Annotated in this window: 14 protein-coding genes; 8 read left to right on the top strand and 6 right to left on the bottom strand. The window is 72.4% G+C overall.

What is annotated here, in order from left to right; all coding sequences use genetic code 11:
- Positions 1 to 116 precede the first annotated feature (116 nt).
- The 3 genes from smc to WME79_RS09490 all read left to right on the top strand — a co-directional run bounded on the left by smc (position 117) and on the right by WME79_RS09490 (position 6132).
- Positions 117 to 3722, top strand: coding sequence for a chromosome segregation protein SMC (gene smc, locus WME79_RS09500; RefSeq protein ID WP_437534386.1), 3606 nt, complete (start codon positions 117 to 119; stop codon positions 3720 to 3722).
- A complete protein-coding gene (locus tag WME79_RS09495) occupies positions 3719 to 4300 on the top strand; it encodes a hypothetical protein (RefSeq protein ID WP_437534385.1) in 582 nt (193 codons plus the stop codon). Before smc ends, WME79_RS09495 begins: the two co-directional genes overlap by 4 nt.
- 182 nt (positions 4301 to 4482) lie before the next feature.
- A complete protein-coding gene (locus WME79_RS09490; protein WP_437534384.1) occupies positions 4483 to 6132 on the top strand; it encodes an ATP-binding protein in 1650 nt (549 codons plus the stop codon).
- Positions 6133 to 6239: 107 nt separating this feature from the next.
- On the opposite strand, the gene WME79_RS09485 is transcribed toward WME79_RS09490, so the two are convergent.
- From WME79_RS09485 to WME79_RS09470, 4 genes are all read right to left on the bottom strand, one after another.
- Positions 6240 to 9527 carry an error-prone DNA polymerase gene (locus WME79_RS09485; RefSeq protein WP_437534383.1) on the bottom strand — a complete coding sequence of 1096 codons (3288 nt, stop codon included), beginning with the start codon at positions 9525 to 9527 and terminating at the stop codon, positions 6240 to 6242.
- Positions 9524 to 11392, bottom strand: a complete 1869-nt coding sequence (locus WME79_RS09480; protein ID WP_437534381.1) for a DinB/UmuC family translesion DNA polymerase — start codon at positions 11390 to 11392, stop codon at positions 9524 to 9526. Before WME79_RS09480 ends, WME79_RS09485 begins: the two co-directional genes overlap by 4 nt.
- A 13-nt stretch (positions 11393 to 11405) precedes the next feature.
- Positions 11406 to 12206 carry a recombinase A gene (locus WME79_RS09475; RefSeq protein ID WP_437534379.1) on the bottom strand — a complete coding sequence of 267 codons (801 nt, stop codon included), beginning with the start codon at positions 12204 to 12206 and terminating at the stop codon, positions 11406 to 11408.
- Positions 12207 to 12480: 274 nt separating this feature from the next.
- The gene (locus WME79_RS09470) at positions 12481 to 13626 is read right to left on the bottom strand and encodes a citrate synthase (RefSeq protein WP_437534377.1); all 1146 of its coding nucleotides are present in this window, start codon (positions 13624 to 13626) and stop codon (positions 12481 to 12483) included.
- Between the two features lie 214 nt (positions 13627 to 13840).
- Between WME79_RS09470 and WME79_RS09465 the strand changes: the two genes are divergently transcribed.
- The gene (locus WME79_RS09465) at positions 13841 to 15130 is read left to right on the top strand and encodes a citrate synthase family protein (protein WP_437534375.1); all 1290 of its coding nucleotides are present in this window, start codon (positions 13841 to 13843) and stop codon (positions 15128 to 15130) included.
- A gap of 15 nt (positions 15131 to 15145) precedes the next feature.
- Here WME79_RS09465 and WME79_RS09460 read toward each other — a convergent pair whose 3' ends face one another.
- The gene (locus tag WME79_RS09460) at positions 15146 to 17092 is read right to left on the bottom strand and encodes a potassium transporter Kup (RefSeq protein ID WP_437534373.1); all 1947 of its coding nucleotides are present in this window, start codon (positions 17090 to 17092) and stop codon (positions 15146 to 15148) included.
- Positions 17093 to 17150: 58 nt separating this feature from the next.
- Complete coding sequence (locus tag WME79_RS09455; RefSeq protein ID WP_437534371.1) at positions 17151 to 17813, bottom strand: UdgX family uracil-DNA binding protein; 663 nt, start codon at positions 17811 to 17813, stop codon at positions 17151 to 17153.
- A 149-nt stretch (positions 17814 to 17962) separates the two neighbouring features.
- On the opposite strand from WME79_RS09455, the gene WME79_RS09450 reads away from it, so the two are divergent.
- The 4 genes from WME79_RS09450 (at position 17963) to WME79_RS09435 (ending at position 23719) form a co-directional block, all read left to right on the top strand.
- On the top strand, positions 17963 to 18694 hold the full coding sequence (locus WME79_RS09450) for a TetR/AcrR family transcriptional regulator (RefSeq protein ID WP_437534369.1): 732 nt from the start codon (positions 17963 to 17965) through the stop codon (positions 18692 to 18694).
- A gap of 528 nt (positions 18695 to 19222) precedes the next feature.
- Positions 19223 to 19606: a hypothetical protein gene (locus tag WME79_RS09445; RefSeq protein ID WP_437534367.1), complete on the top strand. Its 384-nt coding sequence runs from the start codon at positions 19223 to 19225 to the stop codon at positions 19604 to 19606.
- 184 nt (positions 19607 to 19790) lie between these two features.
- On the top strand, positions 19791 to 20468 hold the full coding sequence (locus WME79_RS09440) for a hypothetical protein (RefSeq protein ID WP_437534365.1): 678 nt from the start codon (positions 19791 to 19793) through the stop codon (positions 20466 to 20468).
- Positions 20469 to 20623: 155 nt separating this feature from the next.
- Positions 20624 to 23719, top strand: coding sequence for a CheR family methyltransferase (locus tag WME79_RS09435; protein ID WP_437534363.1), 3096 nt, complete (start codon positions 20624 to 20626; stop codon positions 23717 to 23719).

Raw genomic sequence — 23719 nt, 5'->3', positions numbered from 1 at the left:
GATTCCGATCTTGCCGCGCGACGCCAGCCCACGTAGACCCCGAGACGCCAGTTGTGACGGTACGTGGCGTGCTGTGACGATACGTTTAAGCCCGCCCGGCCGGTCCCGGGGACGTCATGCGCATTCGTAAGCTCGAGATCAGCGGCTTCAAATCGTTCGTCGACCGGACGGTGGTCCATTTCGACACGGACGTGGTGGGCATCGTCGGTCCCAACGGCTGCGGCAAGTCGAACATCGTCGACGCCATCCGGTGGGCGATCGGGGAGCAGAGCGCGAAGCACCTGCGCGGCAAGTCGATGTCGGACGTCATCTTCAACGGCTCCGAGACCCGCGCCCAGCACGGGATGGCCGAGGTGACGCTCACCTTCGACAACAGCGAGCCGACGGCGGCGTCGCAGCTGCCGCTGGAGTACCGGGACTACGCGGAGATCGCGGTGACGCGCCGGCTCTTCCGCGACGGGACGAGCGAGTACCTCATCAACAAGACCCAGGTCCGGCTCAAGGACGTGACCGACCTCTTCCTCGGCACCGGCGTCGGCACGAAGGCCTACTCCATCGTCGAGCAGGGCAAGATCGGGCTCATCGTCTCGGCGCGCCCCGAGGACCGGCGGATGCTCATCGAGGAGGCCGCCGGCATCACGAAATACAAGGCCAGGAAGAAGCAGGCCGAGCAGAAGATGGACCAGACGCGGCAAAACCTGCTCCGCGTGGGGGACATCGTCTCCGAGATCCAGCGGAACCTCGCGTCCTTGAAGCGCCAGGCGGCCAAGGCCGAGCGGTACGTCAACTACCGCAAGGAGCTGGAGGACCTCGTGCTCCACGAGGCGTCGCACAAGCTCCTCGAGATCACGGTGCTCACGCAGCACGAGTCGCTCGGCAGGACCGCGCACGCGGAGCGCGAGCAGGCGTCGCGCACGGCGCTCTCGGCGCGCGAGGCCGAGATCGAGGTCACCCGGCTCGAGGCCCTCGCCTGCGAGGAGCGGGCCGAGCGCGCGCAGAACGAGGCGTTCGCGGCCGACAACCAGGTGCGCACCCACGAGGCGGAGATCGCGCGGGCGCGCGACCGCCTGCGGCACCTCGAGGAGCGGCTCGTCACCGCGGCCAAGGAGCAGGGAGAGCTCGAGAAGACGGTCGAGGAGCTCACCACAGAGAAGGCGCAGCTCGAGGCGCAGCTCGCCGGCGTCGACGAGGAAGAGGCGCGGGAGAGCGAGCTCGCGCTCGAGCAGCACGAGCGGCTCGAGGAGCTGCGCCACGGCGAGCGGACCGCCGAGCACGAGGTCGCCGCCCTGCGCCGGCGGGCCGCTGAGGCCACCGCGGCGGTCGCGGCCGCCGAGGCGTCGCTCGCCGGGTTCGATCGGCGCATGACGGAGATGAGCCAGCGGCGGGCGAAGCTCGAGGACGAGCTCGGGCGGCTGATGTACGAGTCGGAGGAGCTCGAGCGGCGGCGCTCGTCGCTGACGCGCAACGTGGCGGAGCTCGCGGACGGGAAGCGGATCTCAGCGGAGGAGCGGACGCGGCTCGACGCAGAGATGAAGGCGCTGCGCGAGCAGGCGGTATCGAGCGACCGCGCCGTGGAGCACGCCAAGAACGAGCTCGGGCAGCGGCGCAACCGGCTCCGCGCGCTCGAGGAGCTGCACGCGCGGCTGGAGGGCGTCGGCGCCGGGGTGAAGAACCTCCTCAAGACCAAGGACCCCGCGCTGCTCGGGCTCGTGGCCGACCGGATCGAGGCGCCGGCTGAGCTGACCGCGGCCTTCGCGGGGCTGCTCGGGGACCGGCTGCAGTGCGCGGTCGTGAGCGACGTCGAGCGCGGGATCGCGCTGCTCGCGGATCTGTCGAAGAACAACCGCGGGCGGGCGAGCGTGATCGCGGCGCGGCCCTCGTTCGTGGCCGGCGCAACGCGGCGACCGCCGCGCGGAGAGGGCGTGCTCGGGCCGCTCGTGGACCGGCTCGTCTTCGCGCCCGAGGACGAGGCGCTGGCGCGCGCGCTCGTGGGGGATGCGGTGGTCGTCGCCTCCGCCGAGGTCGCGGCGCGGCTCGCGGCGGAGGGCGCGTGGTGCACGCTCGTGACGCTCGACGGCACCGTCCTCCGCGAGGACGGCGTGGTGAGCGGAGGCTCGGGCGACGCGGTCGCGGCCGGCATGATCGAGCAGAAGCGGGAGATGCGCGCGCTGCACGAGTTCGTCGCGACCAAGTCGGAGGAGGTGACGGCCCTGCTCGACGCGCAGCAGAAGCTCCGACTGCGCATCACCGAGGTGGGGACGGCGCTGGAGCGGGCGCGGAGCGAGGCGCACGAGGGAGAGCTCGCGCTCGTGACGGCCGAGAAGGATCTCCGCCGCGCCGAGGAGCAGCTCGCCGCGGCGCAGAAGCGCGAGGGCGTGGTGCGCTCCGAGCTCGAGGACCTCGCCGACAACCTCGACGCCGGCGGGAGCGAGCAGCAAGCGGCGCGCGACAAGCTCGAGGCGGGGCGAGCCGCGCGCGAGGCGGCGGCGGCCGGCCTCGATCACGCCGAGCAGGTCGCGGCCGAGTGGCGCGAGCGGGTGCTCGGGCAGCAGTCGGTCGTGACCGAGCGCAAGGTGAAGCTCGCGCGCGTGCGCGAGCGCGCCGCGGCGGCGCGGGGAACGGTCGAGCGGCTCACGCGGTCGTGCAACGAGCTCCGGGGCCGGATCGCCCGGCTCGACCAGGAGCGGACGGAGAGCGCCGTGGGCGCGGGGAAGGCCGCGGCGACGATCATGATCGCGCGCGAGGCGCTGGTCCGCGCCGTCGCCGAGGCGCACGCGGCGCAGGCCGCGCTGACCGAGGCGCGGCGCTCGCTGGACGAGGCGCGGCAGGCGCACGGGGTGCGGGAGGCCGACCTGCGGGGGCTGCGCCAGGAGCTGGCCGAGGTGTCGGAGCGGCTCCGCAAGCACGAGCTCGCGCTGGAGCGGCTGCGGGTCGAGCACGACCACCTCATCGAGGGGGTGCGCGAGCGCTTCCGCGGGCTGGAGCTCGCCCGCGTGGTCGGCGACTACCACAAGCGGCCGCCCGCCGACGCCTCGCACCGCGCGCGCATCCAGGAGCTGACGGAGCTGCTCGACCGCATGGGCCCCGTCAACCTCGACGCCGTGCGCGAGCACGCCGAGGCCGAGGAGCGGTACACGTACTACTCGGGCCAGAAGGCCGACCTCGAGAAGGCGCTCGACGACCTCGAGAAGGCGATCGCCCAGATGAACCGCGAGTCGAAGCGGCTCTTCAAGACGACGTACGACGGCATCAACGCGCGCTTCAAGACGCTGTTCCCCAAGATGTTCCGCGGAGGGCAGGCGGAGCTCCGGCTGACGAACCCCGACGACATGCTGGAGACGGGGATCGAGATCCTGGCGCAGCCGCCGGGCAAGAAGCTCGGGAACATCGAGCTCATGAGCGGCGGCGAGAAGGCGCTCACCGCGGTGTCGCTCATCTTCGCGATCTTCCAGTTCAAGCCGTCGCCGTTCTGCATCCTCGACGAGGTCGACGCGCCGCTCGATGAGGCGAACGTGGCCCGCTACAACGAGGCAATCCGGAGCATGACGAGCCACTCGCAGTTCATCCTCATCACGCACATCAAGCGCACGATGCAGTCGGTCGACGTGCTCTACGGCGTGACGATGCAGGAGCCCGGCGTCTCGAAGCTCGTCAGCGTGAAGATCAACGAGACGGCGAAGCGCCCGGAGCGCGAGGCGACGCCGGCGGCGGCGGTGGCGTGAGCACGGAGAGGGCGGCCGCGCAGCGCCTGTCGCGCGGCGCCTCGGGGCTCCGGCACCTCCGCTGGGCCCGCGAGGTGCTGGCGACGCTCGAGGCCCACGTCGAGCACAACACGGCGCTCTCCGGCGCCGATCGCGAGGCGCTCCGGGGCGAGGCGAGCGCGCTCGCGGCGGCGGTGCAGGCGCTCAGCGGGGCGGTGAAGCCGTACCGGGATTTCCTCGAGCGGACGCGGGTCCGCTACCGCGGGCGCGTGCGCGTCGCGGAGTACCTGGTCCGAGAATCCGACGCGGGCGAGGCGGGCAGCGCGACGCGCGCGCGCCTTGATGCGGCGCGCGCGCACCTTGAGGAGGCGCTTGTGGAGCTCGCCTGGATGGAACAGGCGCAGCGCCAGCCGCTCAAGGCAGCGCTCTCGGACGAGATCGATCGGCTGCGCGAGGCGCTGGCGCGGATGGATGCACACCTCGCGGGGCGGCTCTCCGGGAAGTTCGTCGAGAGCCTGTACCCGCCGCTCACCGACAGCGGGACGAGGGTCGCCGACGACGGCGATCCGGACGACGACGCGACATCCCGCCCCCGATAGTCGCGCGAAGCGGGCGAGCCGACCGGCTGGCGAGCGGCTCGAAGGAGACCGGCGACGCGGCGAGGTGCATGGCAGGCGCAGCGGAACGGATCACCATGCCTGCACGCCGGGATGGAGATGCGGTAAAGGATCTTCGAAGGACACCTGAAACGGGTCTTCGAAGGACAGCTGAGAGGACGTCGATGGGCTGCGCGGAGCCGGCCGCCATCCTGCTCCTCCGCGGGCGCGCCGCGGCGAGCGAGCGATTCGAAGCGCTGATCCGACGTCACGTGCCGGACGTCGGCGTCACCTCCGATCCCGCGCGTGCCCTGGAGCGGTGCCTGGGCGAGGCGCCGCCGGTGCTCGCCGTCGACTGGAGCGAGCCCGCCAGCGCCGCCGCGTTCTGCGGCCGCGTGCGGGCGCAGCCCGGCGGCGATGCGGTGTTCGTCCTCGCGATCACCGAGCGCGACGCGGACATCGACGGCATCCTCGCGGCCGGCGCGAGCGATTTCCTGCTCGCGGGCGGCGACGGCGCGGGCCCCCGGGCGCGGCTCTCCGTCGTCCTCGAGCGCGCCGCACGCGACGCCGTATCGCGCCAGGCGCTCGCGCAGACGCAGGCCCGCCTCGTCGGCGCCGGCCGCATGGCGAGCGTCGGCACGCTGGCCGCCGGCGTCGCCCACGAGATCAACAACCCCCTCGCCTTCGTCATCACGAACGTCGACGCGGCCATCCGGCGCATCGGCTCGCTCGATCGGCGGAATAGCGCTGCGCGAGGCGGCCCCTGGGCTCGCTCTCACGGCGACGGCCGCGCGCCATCGAGCGAGCTCTCCGACGTGCTGAGCCTGCTGGAGGACGCGCGCGAGGGCGCCGAGCGGGTGCGGCTCATCGTGCGCGATCTCCACAGCTTCTCGCGCGCCGAGGAGGACCGACGCGGGCCGGTCGACCCCCGGCGGGTGCTCGACTCCTGCGTCCACATGGCGATGAACGAGATCCGGCATCGCGCCCGCGTCGTCCGGAGCTTCCAGGAGGTGCCGCCCGTCCAGGCGAACGAGCCGCGGCTCGCGCAGGTCTTCCTGAACCTCATCGTGAACGCCGCGCAGGCGATCCCCGAGGGGCTCGCCGAGCAGAACGAGATCGAGCTCTCGACGCGCTGTGACGCCGAAGGGTCGGTCGTCGTCGAGGTGCGCGACACGGGCGCCGGGATCGCGCCCGAGTCGCTCGAGCGGATCTTCGAGCCGTTCTACACGAGCAAGGGAGCTGGCGAAGGGCTCGGGTTAGGGCTCGCGATCTGCCACTCCATCGTCACGGCGCTGGGGGGTCGGATCGAGGTGGACAGCCGCCCCGGCAAGGGGAGCACGTTCCGCCTCGTCCTCCCCGCCGCCACGGCCAGCGAGGCGCACGCCTCCGCGGCGCCCGGCTCGGGCGCGTCGAGGTGGCCGCGCGAGAGCGGTAGCCTCGCCGCGCTCGCGCCGGAGGCGGCGCCGCGGCAGCGGGTCCTCATCATCGACGATGAGCCGCTGCTCACGCGGGCCATCGCGGGGACGCTCGAGCCACGGCACGAGACGACCGCGACCGCGAGCGCGCGCGACGCGCTCAGCCGGATCCGCGCCGGAGAGCGCTACGACGCCATCCTGTGCGATCTCATGATGCCCGATATGACGGGAATGGATTTCTACACGTCGCTTGCCGAGCACGCGCCCGAGCAGCAGCGCCGTGTCGTGTTCCTGACCGGCGGCGCCTTCACGGAGCGCAGCAAGGCGTTCCTGCAGCAGGTCAACGCCCGGCTGCTCCTGAAGCCGTTCGACGCGGCGACGCTGCTCTCGCTGGTCGACGAGGTCGTCGCCGCCCGCTGACGAGCGCGCTGGTCGACGAGGTCGTCGCTGCCCGCTGACGAGCGCGCGTGCTCTCCTCACGCGCCGCCGATCGCCCCGCGCTCCGGAGACGCGGCGTCAGCGCACTCTCAGCGGTAGTCGCGCGATTTGAGCGCGATCTCCTCGCCGCTGGGCAGCTCCAGCCGATCGAGCTCGCGCGCGAGCACGTGGACGACCTCGCCCTGCCGCTCGATCCGCCCGGCGACGAGCAAGAGCGCCGCGTTCCTCGCCACGTGCTCGTACTCCGCGAAGACCTGCCGCTGGACGATGACGTTGACCACGCCGGTCTCGTCCTCGAGCGTCATGAACGTCACGCCGCTCGCGGTCGCCGGCCGCTGGCGTCCGACCACCATCCCGGCGACCCGCACGCTCTCCCCGTCGCGCGCGGCCTTGATCTCCTCGGCGGTCCGCACGCGCCCGGCCCCGCGCCGCCGCTTGAGCACCCGCCGCACGTGCCGCATCGGGTGGTCGTGCAGCGACAACCCCACGCGCCCGTAGTCCAGGGCGAGCTGCTCCAGCGGCCTGAGCGGAGGGAGCCCGACGTCCCGGTCCTGCTCGATCGGAACGCCCTCGAACAACCCCTCCACGCGGGGGGCGCGCGCGCGCCAGAGCGCCTCTCTCCGGGCAGGCACCAGCGCGGCGAGCGCGCCCGCTTCTGCGAGCGCCTCCACCTCGTTCTTCTTCAGCTCCGTGCGCCTCACGAGATCCGGGAGGCTCGTGAACGGCGCCTCCTCGCGCGCCGCCACGATCGCCGCCCCCGCCGCCTCGCCGAGCCCCTTCACGAGCCGCATGCCGAGTCGCAGCGCCGGGCCCGCCGAGGGCTCGGCGAAAGGCTCCAGGGTCGCGTCCCACGCGCTCTGCACCACGCACACCGGCCGCACCTCCACGCCGTGCCGCTGCGCGTCCTGCACCAGCGCCGACGGGCTGTAGAACCCCATCGGCTGCGCGTTGAGCAGCGCGCAGGTGAACGCCGCCTGGTGGTGGACCTTGAGCCAGGCCGACGCGTACACGAGGAGCGCGAAGCTCGCCGCGTGCGACTCCGGGAAGCCATACTCCCCGAAGCCCTGGATCTGCTGGTAGAGCATCTCCCCGAACTTCGCCGAGATCCCCCGCTCGGCGAAGCCCTGGATGAGCCGCCCGCGGTGCCGCTCCAGGCGCCCGTGCTTCTTCCACGCCGCCATGTCGCGGCGCAGCTGGTCAGCCTCGCCCGGCGTGTAGCCCGCGCCGACCATCGCGATCTGCATCACCTGCTCCTGGAAGAGCGGAACGCCGAGCGTGCGCTCCAGGATGGGATCCAGGCACGGGTGCGGGGACACCGGCGGCTCCTGCCCCGTCCGCCGGCGCAGGTAGGGGTGCACCATCCCGCCCTGGATGGGCCCGGGGCGCACGATCGCCACCTCGATCACCAGGTCGTAGAACTTGTTCGGCTTCAGCCGCGGGAGCATCGCCATCTGCGCGCGGCTCTCGATCTGGAACACCCCCACCGTGTCGGCCCGGCCGATCGCCTCGTAGACAGCCGGGTCCTCCGGCGGGATCTGCGCGAGCGCTGCGATCGGATCGAACGCGGCGCCTCGGCCCGCATGGAGCGAGCCCCCCCCGGGCGCAGGGTCCCCTGCTGCGCCGACCGAGGGACCCGCGGACGTAGGATCCCGTGCCGCGTCGACCGAGGGACGCGCGAGCCCGGCGTACCGGTCCGAGTGGATCAAACCGAGCGCCTTGCGGATCGCCGTCAGCATGCCGAGCGCCAGGACGTCGATCTTGAAGAAGCCGAGATCGTCGAGATCGTCCTTGTCCCACGGGATCACCGTGCGGGCCTCCATCCGCGCAGGCTCGACCGGGGCCACCTTGTGCAGCGGCTCCGACGACAGCACGAAGCCGCCCACGTGGATCGAGAGGTGGCGCGGGAAGCCCTCGAGCGCGCTCGCCATCATGACGGCCTGCCGGACGCGCACGTCATCCGGATCGAGGCCCGCCTCGCTGACCCGTTGCTCGGTGATGTCCGCCTCGTGGTGGAGCACGAGGCCGCTCAGCCGATCGACCTGATCCGCCGAGAAGCCGAACGCCTTGCCCACCTCGCGGAGCGCGCTCTTGCCGCGGTAGGCGATCACCTCCGAGACCATCGCCGCCCGGTCGCGCCCGTACATCTCGTAGATCGCCTGGATCACCTCCTCCCGGCGCTCATGCTCGAAATCGACGTCAATGTCCGGGGGCTCGTGGCGCTCCTCCGACAGGAAGCGCTCGAAGAGCAGGCTCGACCGGGCCGGGTCCACCGCCGTCACGCCGAGCACGAAGCACACCGCGCTGTTCGCCGCGCTCCCGCGGCCCTGGCAGAGGATCTGCCGCGCGCGCGCGATCTTCACGACCTGCTGCACGCTGAGGAAATAGGGCGCCACGCCGAGCTTCGCGATCAAGGCGAGCTCCTTCTCGATCTGCGCGCGCACCGGAGGCGGCGTCCCCTCCGGGTAACGGTCGCGGCAGCCCTCCTCGGTGAGGCGGCGCAGCGCCTGATCCGACGTCTCCCCCGGCATGCAAAGGGCGTCGCTCGGGAAGCTGTAGCGGAGCTCGGACAGCGAGAAGCGGCAGCGGGACGCGACCTCCACCGTGCGCGCGACCCAGGCCGGATGATCGCGGAACAGCGCCGCCATCTGCGCGCCGGACCGCACGTACGCCTCCGCGTTCGGCGCGATCCGCGTCCCCGCTTGATCGAGCGTGGTCTTGGTCCGGATGCACGCGAGCACGTCCGCGAGCGGCTTGCGTGACGGGTGATGATAGAGCGGGCGCGCCGTCGCCACCACGCAGGGGCCGTAGCGGCGCTCCGCCGCGAGGGCCGCCGCGACGCGCTCGCCGTCGCGGCGGTCGAGGTGCTTCCAGGTCGCGACGAGCGCGCGCTCGCCGAACGCGTCCCGCAGCGTGCCGAGGAGCGCGCCGGAGACGCCCGCGGGCACGAGAGGATCGAGCGGCACGATCGCGGAGAGGCCCCGCTGCGCCGCTGCGATCGCCTCCGCAGAGATGCTCGCCATCCCCTTCTCGCACTCGGCGTGCGCGATCGTGAGCAGGCGGCAGAGGTTCGCGTAACCCTCGCTGTCCTCGACCAGGAGGACCACCGACGGCCGGACCTCCGGCGCGCGCTCGGCGCCCCCGCGCGGCGCGCCCAGCGTCAGCTCGGCCCCGACGATCACCCGCTGCTCGACCTTCTTCGCCGCCGTGTGCGCGCGCACGCTGCCGTAGATCCCGTCGCGATCGCAGAGCGCGAGCCCCTCGAGGCCGAGCTCCTTGGCGCGGTGCACGAGCTCCTCGGGGTGCGAGGCGCCCTCCAGGAAAGAGAAGCAGGAGCGGCCGCAGAGCTCCACGAACGGGACCGACGCGCCGGCGCTCACTCGCACCACCCCTGCAGGAAGGCCTCGCCCGTCGCGCGGTCGACGTAGATCCACGCTTCGCCGCAGGAGCTCGCGCTCGCGCCGTCTCGAGGAGAGCGCAGCTCGCCGAGGCGCGCCGGGGCGGCCTTGCCGGACGGAGAGCCCGAGACGAGCCAGGCGCGCGCGTAATCGCGCGACGCTGGCGTGGGCGTCCACCACTCCACCGCGTCGATCCGCATCACGAAGGAGAGCCGCTCGATCGCGTAGAGGTGCCGATCGACGGCCACGATCGCCCCGCGCCCCACCCGGCCGAGCGGGATCGGCTGCGCGAGGAGCCGCGCGGGCTCCAGCGCCGGCGCGTCGGCGCCCCCCGCCTGCTCCGCCGCGCCCCGATCCGCCGCGGCGCGCGCGCGGGCCGCGGCGGACGCGCGCGTCATGGCCGCCTCGCCAGAGGCCGGCACGAGCCGCGAGCGCGCCTCGGGGCGGTGCGCGTCGGCGATCTCCAGGATGCCCACCCGCTCCTGGCCGATCTCCGCCGAGAGCTCGGCCAGGAGCGCCGGCAGGCTGTCGGGATCGACCGACCGATCGCGCGACAGATCGAGCTGCACCCGACGGGCCCGCGCGATGCGCGAGGCGATGACGTGGACCCCCACCGCGGGCGCCGCGAGCTCGATCCGCTCGAGCCTCGCCTTCAGCGGGCGGAGCAGATCGCCCGCGTCCGAGAGGGGCACCGGCATGTCGACGTGGAAGCGCAGCGAAGGGCCGCGCCCGTCGTCTTCCAGGAGCGCCGCGGCGGCGCCGTCGTCCTCGCGCTCTCCGAGACGGAGCCGCGCGATCGAGCGATCGTAGGCGATCGCCACGTTGAGCCGCCCGCACGCCTCCCCCCGCGCGGCGAGCCGCGACGCGATCCGCGACGTCATGCCGCGCAGCACGAACAGGAGCGACTCGGCGCTCTCGACCGGCTCATCGAAGAGCACCTCCTCCTCGAGCAGCCGGGGCACCTCGAACGGCAGGAGCGGCACGGGATCGCGGCCGGCGAGGAGCTCCATCACGTCGGCCGTCCGCGGCCCCAGCCGCGCCGCCACCTGCGCCCGCGGCAGGCGCGCGAGATCCTCGACGCGGAGCACGCCGAGCCGGACGAGGAAGCTCGCCACCTCGCGCTCGACAGGGAGCGCCTGCACCGGCAAGGGCCCGATCGCCTGCGCCCCCTTGCCTGGCGGCGCGATCGGGGCCTCCGCCCCTCCCCCGCCGTCCGCGTGCGCGCCGAAGCGCGCGAGCGCCTGCGCGAGCCGCGGCCCGTCGGCGATCGCGAGCCGCGCCCGGTGGCCGAGCGCCGCGACGCGCTCGCCGAGCTCGCCGAGCAGCGCCTCCTCGCCGCCGACGAGGTGCGACGCCCCGGTGATGTCGAGCCACACCGTGTCGTACGGGCCGTCGCCCCAGGGGCTCCGCGCCTCGCTCGCGGCGCGCTCGGGAGCGCGGCTCGCCCGCGCCGCGCCGGCGCGCGGGGCGCCCTGCTCGCCGAGCTGGATCGCCGCCGTCGCCCCGAGCCCGAGCGCCACCTCGGCGACCCGGCCGAGCGCCGCGTCGATCTCGGCGAACGTCACCCGGTGGATCGCGAGGTGGGCGACCAGCGCCGCCGCCTCGACGACCTTCTGCCCCGGCCTCACCCCGTACCGCCTCGCCTCGTCGTCGACCACGTCGATCACCGCCGCCGGCGCCTGCGGCTCGCGCTCGGGCTGCGGGGCGAGCGCCGCGCGGCGGTCCTCCTCGCCCCCGAGGATCACCGCAAGCGGCGCCTTCCCGCTCGGCGAGACCGGCCCGCGCTGCTTCACCAGCTCGCACGCGAGCTGCGGGAGCACGATCGCCACAATGCGCCTCACCGCCATCGCCTCTCCTCCCTCACGCCCGCGACAGCGCGGGCCGCGGCTCGCCGCCCGCCGTCCGCTCTGCCTTGTCCCCAGGACGCTCCCCGAGCACCACCGGCGTCGGCGAGGTCACGCGCCCTCGGCGGTCCTTGGCGACGCGGACCATCAACCGGTTCTCGGCGACCTGCTCGAGCTCCAGCCGCATCGCGACCGGCAAGGGCATCGGCCGCGCCGCCTGGCGATCGGTGAGGAGCAGGATCGTCCCGTCGCTCCCCTCGATCGCCAGGGCGAGCTTGCGCACCACGTTGACCCAGCGCGCGAGGTCCTCCTCGCGGCGCCCCGCCCCGGGCGCGTTCCGCTCCCCCTTCCCCGCGCCCTGGCCGAAGGCCCCGGGGACCCCGGCCACGTCGATCACGAGCACAGCGAACGCCCGGCTCATCGCCATCCGGACCGCGACCTTCGCGAGCACCTCCGGCGGGGGCCGCACCACGAGCAGCCGGCTCAGATCGACCTGCGCGCGCGCGACCGCCGGAGCGAAGAGCGAGCCGCTCGGGTCGATCCACGCGCACCACGCCCCCGCCGTCGCGCTCGTCCCGCGCAGCCGCGCCTCCGCTTGCGCCGACGCGCACGCGGAGAGGGCGAGCGAGGTGGACCGCCCCAGCCCCCGCGGCGCGGCGAGCTCCACCACGCCCCCGCGCGGCAGCCCCCCTTCCGGGAGCGCATCGTTGATTTCCCGCAGGCCGAGCGGGAGCGTCTTGGCGCGCGCTTCGAACTCGGGGAGGGTATGGCGCAGGAGGTCCCGGGCAAGCGGAGCGGCAAGAGCGGCGGACGACATACTGAACACGATAACAGTACCCCCGCGAGGCTGCCAACTTTGCAGGACGAACAACGTCCTACCTGCGCCCGTGGCGTTCTCCTTTTGCCCTCCCAGGGCTCTGGAACGGCGTCTCCGGCAATTTCTGTGCGGATAGGATGGCAGGATGACGGGGATGAAGCGAATGCCGTCACGGACTCTTCAATAAGTCCGACCCGGGCAGGTCGACCTCATGGCCAGCGACGACCAGCGCTCCTGCCAGCAGCCTCGCCGCGCACGCGGCGGGCCTGACGCCTCAATGCGGCGGAGCTGCCGCTTCGGGGACGCCCCCGATGTAGCGTGAGCTCGGGCGAATGAGCCGCCCCACGCGCCGTTGCTCGTCGATGTGCGCGCACCAGCCGGCGACCCTGCCCACCGCGAAGGTCGGCGCGAAGAGCGCGCGTGGCAGCCCGAGCGCGTCGAGCAGCACCGCCGTGTAGAACTCGACGTTCGCGCGCAGCGGGCGATCCGGGTGCCGCGCGCGGAGCGCGGCCTCCGCCGCCCGCTCGACCTCACGCGCCAGCGCAAGCCGGGCGCTCCGCGCACCGCCTGCCGTCCGCTCGAGCCGCTCGATCGCCCGCTCGAGCACCGCCGCCCGCGGGTCCCTCACCCGGTAGATCCGGTGGCCCATGCCCATGATCCGCCGGCCCGCCGCGAGCTCGGCCTGGATCCAGCGCTCGGCGCAGCCCGGGGGCGGCGCGCTGCCCTCGCCCGCCTTCGCCGCGATCGCGTCCAGCATGTCGAGGACCGGTCCGGGCGCGCCTCCGTGAAGCGGCCCCTTCAACGCGCCGATCGCCGCGACCACCGCCGAGATCGCGTCCGACCCCGTCGAGGTGACCACGCGCGCGGTGAAGGTGGACGCGTTCATGCCGTGATCCGAGACCGTCACGAGGTACGTGTCGAGCTCGCGCGCCTCGGCCTCGCTCGCCGCAGCCCCCCGCGCCATGCGCAGGTAGTCGGCCGAGAGCCGGAGCGCCGGATCGGGCGCGACCGGCGCCTCTCCCGCGCAGCGCCGCGCCCACGCCGCCGCGAACGTCGCGACCGCCCCGGCGATCGCCGCGGGCGGGACGTCGCCCGAGAGGTGCGCGACCGCGGCGCGGATCGCATCCATCCCGTCGCCCACCTGGAGCGCGTCCCCGAGCCGCCCGAGCAGCGCGAAGGCCCTCGTCCGCCCCTCGGCGATCGCTCGCCGGAGCGACTCCCGCTCCGCCTCCCCGGGCAGCGCGCCGCCCCAGAGCAGCCCGCACGCGTCCTCGAAGGTAACCCCGCCGCCGGCGAGATCCTCCACGTCGTGGCCCGCGAGGGTGAGCCTCCCCCGCTCTCCGTCCACCTCCGAGAGCCGCGTCTCCGCCACCACCACGCCCTCCAGGCCGCTCGCGAGCGGCGCCGCCACATCCCTCATTCCGATCACCTCCGCTGACGACATCTTGGGCACCGCACGAGGTTGATCAACCTTGATTGTACAATCAACCATGCACGGCCTCGAAGCGCGTCGAGGAAGAATCCCGGAGGAAGCCGAGGAGGGCGGTGCTAGGAGGGACGGGTGTCGCCGGCGCGCGCGACGCTGGCGTCTCGTGCATCGGAAGACAGGATGGATGCAACGTTGATGGGCGCTCATGGTGGATCTACCTGACTCGGGTCTGCGGCCCTCGGCGTACGTGACCGGCGCCGAGGCGGCGGAGCTGCTCGGCGTGAAGCGGGAGACGCTCTATGCGTACGCGAGCCGGGGCGTGCTCCGGGGGGTGCCCGGCGGGCGAGGGCGCGCGCGGCTCTACCTCCGTGCGGACATCGAGCGGCTCAAGGCGCGGCACGACGCGCGCGCGGGCCACGGCCCGGTCGCCGCCGAGGCGCTCCGGTGGGGCGAGCCGGTGCTCGAGTCGGCGCTCACCGCGATCGGCCCGCGCGGGCCCGTCTACCGGGGCAAGGAGGCGGTCGCGCTGGCGCTCGACGACGTGCCCTTCGAGGCGGTCGCCGAGCTGCTCTGGACCGGCGAGCTGCCGGCGGAAGGCGCGCCGACGGCGCGGCCAGGCCGGCTGAGCGTCCGCCCGGCCAAGCTCGCGGCGCTCTTGCCGGAAGGCGCGCCGCCATTCGTCGCGCTCGCGCTCGTGGTGCCCGCGCTCGGCGCGCACGACGCGACCCGCCACGTGGGCGCGCCCTCGGGCGACGGGCGCATCCCCACGGGCGACGCGGAGCGCGCGCGGGCGCGGGCCCTCGTGCGATCGCTCGCGGCGCTCGTGGGCCTCGGGCGGGACGCGCGCAGGGCGACCGACGCACTCGAGGCCGACGGGGCTGCGCGGCGGCTGCTCCTCGCCCTCGGCGCGAACCCCTCGAAGAAGGCCGAGCGCGCCGTGAACCGGGCGCTCCTGGTCTCGGCCGATCACGAGCTGAACGCCTCGACGTTCGCGGTCCGGGTGGCCGCCTCCACCGGCGCTGACCTCTACGCCTGCGTCAGCGCGGGGCTCGCCGCGCTCTCCGGCCCGAGGCACGGCGGCATGACCGACCGGGTGGAGGCCCTGGTCGCCGAGGCAGGCCGGCCCGAGCGCGCCGCCGCCGCGGTCCACGAGCGGCTGCGCCGCGGCGAGCCCATCGCCGGCGTCGGGCACAGGCTCTACCCCGAGGGCGACCCCCGCGCCCAGCTGCTGCTCGACACGGCCCGCGCGCTCGCCCCGCAGAGCACAGCCTTGCGCACGGTGCTCGCGCTCGTCGACGCGCTGCGCGACGCCGGCCTCGATCCGCCGTCGCTCGACCTGGGCCTCGTCGCGATCGCGGCCGCGCTCGGCCTGCCGGCCGGCACGGCGGCGGCCCTCTTCGCGGTGGGGCGCGCCGCCGGGTGGATCGCCCACGCGTTCGAGCAGCGGGAAGCGGGGTACATGCTAAGGCCGCGCGCCCGGTACACGGGGCCTTGAGCCCCGCGCTCACCCCTAAAAATCGACCTGCATTCCGAGCTCGACCACGCGGTTCGGCGGCAGACCGAAGTACGCCGTCGCCGGCCGCGCGTTCCGCGAGATGAAGGCGAACAGCCCCTTGCGCCACCGGGACATCTTCGAGCGCCCGGTCGTCAGCAGCGTCTCCCTGCCGAGGTAGTAGCTCGTCCTCCCGAGATCGATGTCGAGCCCGTGCCGCTTGCACCCCTCGAGCACCGAGGGCGCGTTCGGCGTCTGCATGAAGCCGTAACACGCCGTGACCTGAAAGATCCCCTCGCCCCGCGGGATCACCGTCGTGCGCCGCTCCGCCGGCACCTCGGGCACGTTCGTCACCTGGATCGAGAGGAGCACCACCTGCTCGTGCAGCACCTGGTTGTGCTTCACGTGGTGCAGCAGGATCGGCGGCGTGCCCTCCGGGCTCGACGCCATGAAGACCGCCGTCCCGCGCACCCGGTGCGGCTTCACGCGCTTCACGTCCTCGAGGAACATGTCGAGCGGCAAGATCGCCGACTTGATCGCCGCGGCCAGGTGCTTGCGCCCTGTCTTCCAGGTCGTCATCACCGTGAAGATCGCCGCGCCCATCACGATGGGCACCCAGCCCCCGTGGAAGAACTTGGCGCTGTTCGCCGCGAAGAACGCGAGATCGATCACCAGGAAGAGCCCGGCCAGCGGGAGCGACTTCCAGACCGGCCAACCCCACGTCTTCCGGGTGACCACGTAATAGACCACCGTGGTGATCCCCATCGTCCCCGTGACCGCGATGCCGTAGGCAGCCGCGAGCGCGCTCGAGTTCTTGAAGGTGAGGACCAGCACGATGCACGAGATCAGGAGCCCGCTGTTCACCTCGGGGACGTAGATCTGCCCCGCCTCGTCCTTGGACGTGTGGACCACCGTGACACGCGGGAAATACCCGAGCTGCACCGCCTGCTGGGTCAGCGAGAAGGCCCCGGAGATGAGCGCCTGGGACGCGACGACCGTCGCCGCGGTGGCGATCGCCACCGTGGGGTAGAGCGCCCACGACGGGACGAGCGCGTAGAACGGGTTCGCCGCCGCGGTGGGGTCCGCGAGGAGCTTGGCGCCCTGGCCGAAATAATTGATGAGCAGCCCGGGCCAGACGATCGTGTACCAGGTGTACTTGATCGGCACGCGGCCGAAATGCCCCATGTCGGCGTACAGCGCCTCGCCGCCCGTGATGCAGAGGACGACCGCGCCGAGGATCAGGAAGCCATGCAGTTGGTTCTCGACAAAGAAGCTCACCGCGTAGGTCGGTGAGACGGCCCGGAGCACTCCGGGGCTGCTGATGATCTCCTTGGCCCCGAGCAGCACGAGCGTGACAAACCACACGAGCGTCACCGGCCCGAAGATCGACCCGACCCCGGCCGTGCCGCGCTTCTGCACGAGGAACACGGCGAGCAGCACGCCGCAGGTGATGATCGGGACGACGGCAGGGTCCAGCTTCGGGATCGCGACCTCGAGGCCCTCCACGGCCGAGAGTACCGAGATCGCAGGCGTGATCACGCCGTCGCCATAAAGGAGCGCTGCGCCGAAGAGGACGAGGAGCACGAGGAGGCCGCGGCTATCGCCCTTGCGATCGCCGCTCGGGACGAGCGCGAGCAGCGCGAGGATGCCGCCCGCGCCCTCGTTGTCGGCCCGCGTGATGAACGTCACGTACTTGACGGTCACCACCATCATCAACGACCAGAACATCAGCGAGAGCACCCCGAGCACGTTCTCGGGCGTCGGAGCGACGTGATGCGGGCTGCTGCGGCTGAAGCACTCCTTCATCGCGTAGAGCGGGCTCGTCCCGATGTCGCCGTAGACGACCCCGAGCGCCGCCAGCATCAGCGGCCACATCTTCTTCGAGCTCCCCAGGTGGGCGCGCTCGGCCATCGGAGACGGCGTGGGGCGCTCTGCGGCAGGGACCGGTCGTGGGCTCATCGTCATCGGGGGCGAATCCTACTCCATCGAGAGCGCGCCTCGCGAGGAGGCGGCGCGCGCCGGCTCAGCCGAGCGCGCGCGCCGCCACGGTGAGATCCTCGATGAAGCGGGAGAGCTCGGCTCGCCTCGTCGCTTCGTCCGGCATGCGGAGGATCGACGCGGGATGCACGGTCGCCAGCACGCGCGGCGCGAGCGGCGAGGCGACGATCCTGCCGCGCTCGCGCGTGACCCGAAACGAGCCGCCGAGCAGCGCCTGCGCCGCCGTCGCGCCGAGACATACCACGATCGCCGGCTGCACCGCCGCGATCTCCGCGGCGAGCCACGGCAGGCACGCGCGGATCTCGCGCGCGTCCGGCTTCATGTGGATGCGGCGCTTGCCGCGCGGCTCCCACTTGAAGTGCTTCACCACGTTGGTCACGTACGCCCGGCGCCGCTCGATCCCCGCCGCCTCGAGCGCGCGATCGAGCAGCTGCCCCGCTGGCCCCACGAACGGCTTGCCGGCCAGATCCTCCTTGTCGCCCGGCTGTTCGCCGACGAGGAGCACGTCCGATCGCGCCGCGCCCTCGCCGAACACCGTCTGCGTCCCCCGCTCCCAGAGCGGACACGCCCGGCACCGCGCGGCGGCCTCCCGCAGGCTCGGCAACGACGGAGGGCTGGGGACGAGAGCCGCCGCCGTCGCCTCGCCGACGCCGCGCCCTGCTGCATTTCGTCTCGCCACGGTCGCCATGACCGCCTCCGCAGCATCGCGCGTGCCATGGGCGACGCGGCGCGGTCGAACGCGCCGCGTCGCGAGGAGCGCGGCCGACGAGCGTCTTGACGGCTTCCGGCAGCCTTCCCATAGTGCCACGGTCCTCCGACGTTGACCGACCAGTCAGAATGCCCCGCCTCGCCGATCGCCGCGCCAGGATCGAGCTACTCCGCGCCGCCGAGGCTGCCTTCACCGAGCGCGGCCTGGCCGCCGCGAGGGTCGAGGACATCACCGAGCGCGCAGGCGTCTCGAAGGGCGCGTTCTACCTGCACTTCCAGAGCAAGGACGACTGCTTCAAGCAGATCGTCGAGACCTTCATCGCGCGCCTCGCCGACTGCGTGGAGCCGCCGCCCATCGTCTTCGAGGCCGAGCGAGCGTCGGTGAACGAGTACTTCAAGCGGCTCCTCGCCCACGACCTCGAGGTGCTCGAGTTCTGCTGGCAGAACCGGGCGCTCCTCAGGATGATGCTGGCGGGCGGCGGTGGGACCCCGTACGCCTACCTGATCGACGAGTTCGCCCAGCGCGTCGCGCGGCAGGTGGAGGGCCGCGTCCGGTACGCGATCGACATCGGCCTCTACCGGCGCGATCTGGAGCCCAGCGTCATCGCCGCGCTCATCTCCGGCGCCTTCGATCGCCTGGTGCGCAAGCTCATCGACGCGCCGTCCAGGCCAGACATCGCCACCTGGGCTGCGCAGGTGCTCCAGCTCTTCACGCACGGCCTGCTCGCCCCGGAGGTGCGCGCCGTCGCTGACCTGTCGGTCATGGAAGCACCCCCGCGCAGCGCGCGGCAGACCGCCGACCCGGCGCCTGCCTCAGCGTCGAGCAGCGAGCGCCGGCGCTCCAAGGCCAAGACGACCTAGGTACCTACGTCGTGAAGAGGGCGCACCAACCGCCCACGGCCGTCGGCGCACACTTCCCCCATCGGAAACGTCGGAACCGCCGGAATCGTAGGAACGGTCGAAACCGTCGGTAACGCCGGGGGTCTTGGAACTTGGAACTTGGAACTTGGAACTTGGAACTTGGAACTTGGAAACCGAGAGCCAGCCGCTGCCAGATGTAGGGCCTTGCCTGAATGAAACGGCCGGAGGCTCGGCGGTCCCAGGACACCTTACAGGGATTCCCTGACGAGCGATTCCATATCGCCCTAGCGGTCGGTCGGGCAGCAGCTGAGCTACAGCTAGCAGTCAACGGGATTTTCGGCGGGACAGTGAGGGGGTGGGTCGGGGAGCCGGAGGGGGAACCGCTCGGGCAACTCGGGAGGAGCGCAGCCTTGGGGAGCGGTCCTGCTCGTTCAATCGCGCCAGGCTGACCGTCGCGCGCTCTGGCCGGTCGCGGGCACTCTCTGGACGGCTCTCCGCAGGACAACGGAACTGTCGAGAGGGGGCGGAATGGGCAACCAGGCGGGTCGTGATAGACGGTTAATCCAGGAGCTGCTCCGGCAGACCTGCCGATCGATCCAGTGGCGTGCGGACACCGCAAGGTCGATTGCGGACAGGATCGAGGTCGCCCTCGCCGAGCACGCGCTCCACGTCTCCACGCCGGACGTCGACCTGCGCGTCCAGCTGACCAAGGACTTTGCGCTCGCCATCGCGATACGCGTGCTCTCCTTCGGCGACGACGCCGAGGAGTCGCTGAGCAAAGCCCTGTGTCAGGACAGGTCGCTCATGGCGGAGCTCGTGAAGGCAGAGTGGCAGCTCGTGCGCACCGCCTGCAGAACAGCCGAGCAGACCGCCGGGAGGCTGGTGCTCCTGACGGCGGTACCGGGGGCGTGAGACCGCAAGCAGGACGCGCGCCGAGAACTCGCGCCCTGGGCTCACGGCGAGAGATCCGTGAGAATCTCATGGAGCGAGGGGCTCGCCCGATCGGCCCGGCGCCCTGGCGAGCTGCACCCTGGAGGCCGCGATCAAGAAGAGCGCAGACACCGTATGACGCGACCGGGCCCACGAGGCGATAGAGATGGCGCCCCAGACCAGCTACAGCATTTACGTTCGCTTCCGGGGCAGGCGGCTCGCGCTCACGAAGCACATCCGCTCGCTCGAGACGGCGCGGTCTTCGCTGCGGGCCTTGCGGGCAGAGCGGTTCCACGACGCCGATCAGGTCTTCCTCGTCAACGACGCGACGAGGCAGATCGTCGACGAACGGGGGTGGGAGGACGCCGGAGCGTCCGGGGAGGATCAGCAGATCAGCGTCAGCATCGGCCTTCCGACCGATGACAAGCGCACGGAGCGCCCGCACGACGCGGGGAACGAGGCGGCTCGATTGCTGCGGGGGGCGCAGGCTCCCGCGCTGCTCGCGGCGCCCGAGGCGCTTGCGGCGCCGCTCGCGGCGCCCGCCGATCACCTGGCGCGAGCCGAGGGCGAGGCGCGGCACGTCTCACCGGAGAGGAGGTGGGCCGGGGTCGAGGACCCGGAGCCGCCGCGCGCACGCCTCCGCCGCGCGATGGCGGCAGCCCAGGTCGCCCGAGCGCGCCACGACGCCGCGCTGGAGGCCCTGACCAGGCTCCAGCCCGGCGGGAAGATGGATGAGATGACACTGATGAGGCTCAACGATTCTGCCCGAATGGTATCCGACCGATCCGCACACATCATCGAGCGGCTCGAGCAACTCCTGAAGCGCCTGGAAGGCGCGCGCTGATATGGTGAGATGACCGTGAGGTGCCGTGTCCCATGCGCGACATGGACGACGACAGCCATCGTTGACCGACCGCTCACCGGAACCCTGGCTTAGTCCCTGTCAGGCTCTCGCCGTCGCGAGACGCGCGAGAGAGCGCCCAACCGTTCAAGCCAACAATGCCCGAACAGAAGAAGTCACGCCGGACGCAACTCGGGGCACCGGGCCCGAGCGACGCCGCGCCCCAGGCCGGCAGGGCATCCGTGCCGGGGCGCGCGCCAGTCCCGCTCCAGGACGCCGGCGAGAGCGCCGCGGCGGGCGAGCCGCGCCCCGAGGGCGAGCTGCGCTTTCCCGTGGTCTGTGTCGTCGCTTCGGCCGGCGGACGCGGCGCGATCGCGGAGCTCCTCCGGCGGTTGCCCAGCAGAGATACCAGCCTCTCTCTCGTCCTGATTTACAGCGCAGATCCAGGAGAGCTCCCCCTCCTCGAGCTCGTGGCGCAGAGCAGCCCTCTCCCTGTGGCCGAGCTCCGATCGGGGATGAAGCTCGCGCCTGGTCGCGTCCAGGTCCTGCCCCCGGAGGCGCAGGCGACGCTGGCGGGGCTCCGCGTCGAGCTCGCGCCGCGGGGCGAGGGCGGCCCGGGCCCTGGCGATCTCTTCCTGCGCTCGCTCGCGGGCGAGCTGGGGTCGGGCGCGGTGGCCGTCGTGCTGTCCGGCGCCGGGAGCGACGGCGCCCTGGGGCTGAAGGACGTGAAGGCCGAGGGCGGGGTCACCTTCGCGGAGAACCCGCGCGGCGCCGAGCGGCCAGCGCTCCCGCGGAGCGCCATCGCGGCCGGAGGCGTCGACTTCGTCCTCAGCGTCGAGGAGATCGCGGCGGAGCTCGTGCGGATGGGTCGCCCCGGGCACGTGCTCGCTCCATGGCTCAGGCAGGGTACGCCCCTCGGGATGGACGCCGATCTCAGCAAGCTCCTTCGGCTGCTTCACGCCGCGGTGGGCGTCGACTTCAGCCAGTACAAGAAGAGCACGCTGAGGCGGCGCATCCAGCGGCGAATGACGCTCCATCGGCTCGCCACCCTCCAGGAATACCTGGCTCATTTGAAAGCGCACCCCGGCGAGATCGAGGATCTCTACCAAGACCTCCTCATCAAGGTCACCACGTTCTTCCGCGATCCGGGCGCCTTCGCCGCGCTGAAGACCCACGTGTTCCCGGTGCTCATGCACAGCAGGCCGCAGGACTCCCCTGTTCGCATCTGGGTACCGGGCTGCTCGACGGGCGAAGAGGTCTACTCTCTCGCGATCTCGTTGCTCGAATTCCTCGAAGCCGACGCGACCGATCATGCCATCCAGATCTTCGGCACCGACCTGAGCGAGGCCGCCATCCAGCAGGCGCGGTCCGGGATCTACATCGAGAGCATCTCGATGGACGTCTCTCCCAGCCGGCTGCGCCGCTTCTTCGTCAGGGTACAAGGCGGCTTTCAGGTCAACAAGTCGGTCCGCGATCTGTGCATCTTCTCGCGCCACAACGCCGCGGCCGACCCGCCCCTGTTGAAGCTCGATCTCACCAGCTGCCGCAACCTGATGATCTACCTGGAGCCGAGCCTGCAGCGCCGGCTGCTGCAGACGTTCCACCAGGCCCTCAAGCCCACGGGCTTCCTGCTCCTCGGCTCGTCCGAGAGCCTCACCACGACGCCCGATCTGTTCGGGGTCGTGGACAGGACCCACAGGATCTTCTGCAAGCGCGCCGCGTCGGAGGCGGCGCACTCGCTCGCCCTCGCCGCGCCCGCTCTGCCCGGCGCGCCGGTGGTCGCGCTGACGACGGAGAGGCCGCGGGAGCCCGAGGGGCTCGGCATGGATGCGGTGCGCAGGGAGGCCGACGCTATCGTCATGGCGCGCTATGCCCCCGCCGGCGTGGTCGTGGACGAGGCGATGCAGATCGTCCAGTTCCGGGGCAAGACGGGGCCCTACCTCGAGCCGTCACCGGGCGACGCTAGCCTCCACCTCTTCAAGATGGCCCGAGAGGGGCTCGTCCTCGGCATCCGGGCCGCCATCGATGCGTCGATGAACTCGGGGACGATGGCCCGCAAGGAGCAGATCAAGGTCAGGCAGGACGAGAAGATCCGGTACGTTGACGTCGAGGTCTGGCCGCTCAAGATGCGGCTCCCGCAAGGGCGCTGCTTCCTCGTCACCTTCTCCGAGTCGGGCGCCGCGCGGCTGGACCGGCCGGGCAGCGACCCGGCCCCCAGCGACGCCCAGAAGGATCTGGAGATCGTCCAGCTCCGCAGGGAGCTCGTGACCACGAGGGAGTACCTCCAGTCGCTCATCGATGAGCTCGAGGCGACGAACGAAGAGCTCCTGTGCACGAACGACGAGCTCCTCGCGGGCAACGACGAGCTGCACAGGGTGCACGACGCGCTCGAGGGCGCCCACGACGAGCTCCAGTCGGCGAACCAGGAGCTGACGACCATCAACGAGGAGCTCCGCAGCAGCAACGTCGCGCTCGGCCTGGCCAACGACGAGCTGCGCAAGCTTTTCGGCGGCATGAACATCCCGATGCTGATGGTCGACGCGGACCTGCGGATCCGCCGCGTCGCCGGCGCCGCCGACAAGCTGCTCGGCCTCGCCGCGAGCGACGTGGGCAGGTCCATCCTCGAGGTGAAGTCGAGGAGCGTGGCCGACATCGCGCCGGTCGTCGCCGAGGTGCTCGGCACGATGAGCACCGTCGAACGGCACGTCGAGGACCGCGACGGGCGCTTCTATCTCATGCGGGCACGCCCTTCCCGGACCACCGACGACGAGGTCGACGGCGCGGTGATCTGCTGGCTGGAGAGCGAGGCGCCGAGGCGCGCCGCGCGCGAGCTCGCGGGCGCGCGCGACGGCCTCTCCGCCGTCTTCGAGGTGCTGCGCCATCCGTTCCTCCTGCTCGACGGGGAGCTCCGGATCCGGGCGGTCACCCGGCGCTACTGCGAGCAGTTCATGGTCCCGCTCGGCGACATCGAGGGGCGATCGCTCTCGGCCATCGATGCCGGATGGAACACCCCGCAGCTGGAGCAGCAGCTCCGGGACGTGCTCCACCGCCGCGCCGCGCTCGTCGACTTCCGCCTCGAGGCCGTGCTCGCACGCGCCGGCCGCAGGACGCTCTCGTTCTCAGCCTTCCGGCTCCAGGCCGACGAGGGCGAGCTCCCGGCCCTGCTGCTCGTCGTCGAGGACAGGACGGCGTCCGAGATCGACCCGGCCGGTCCACCCGGGCTGCGGCCAGCGCGCCGCGCCGGCCCCGGCTGA

It is taken from the genome of Sorangium sp. So ce726 (assembly GCF_051521405.1).
Lineage (GTDB): Bacteria > Myxococcota_A > Polyangia > Polyangiales > Polyangiaceae > Sorangium.
This window is presented reverse-complemented; position numbering and strand designations above follow the sequence as displayed.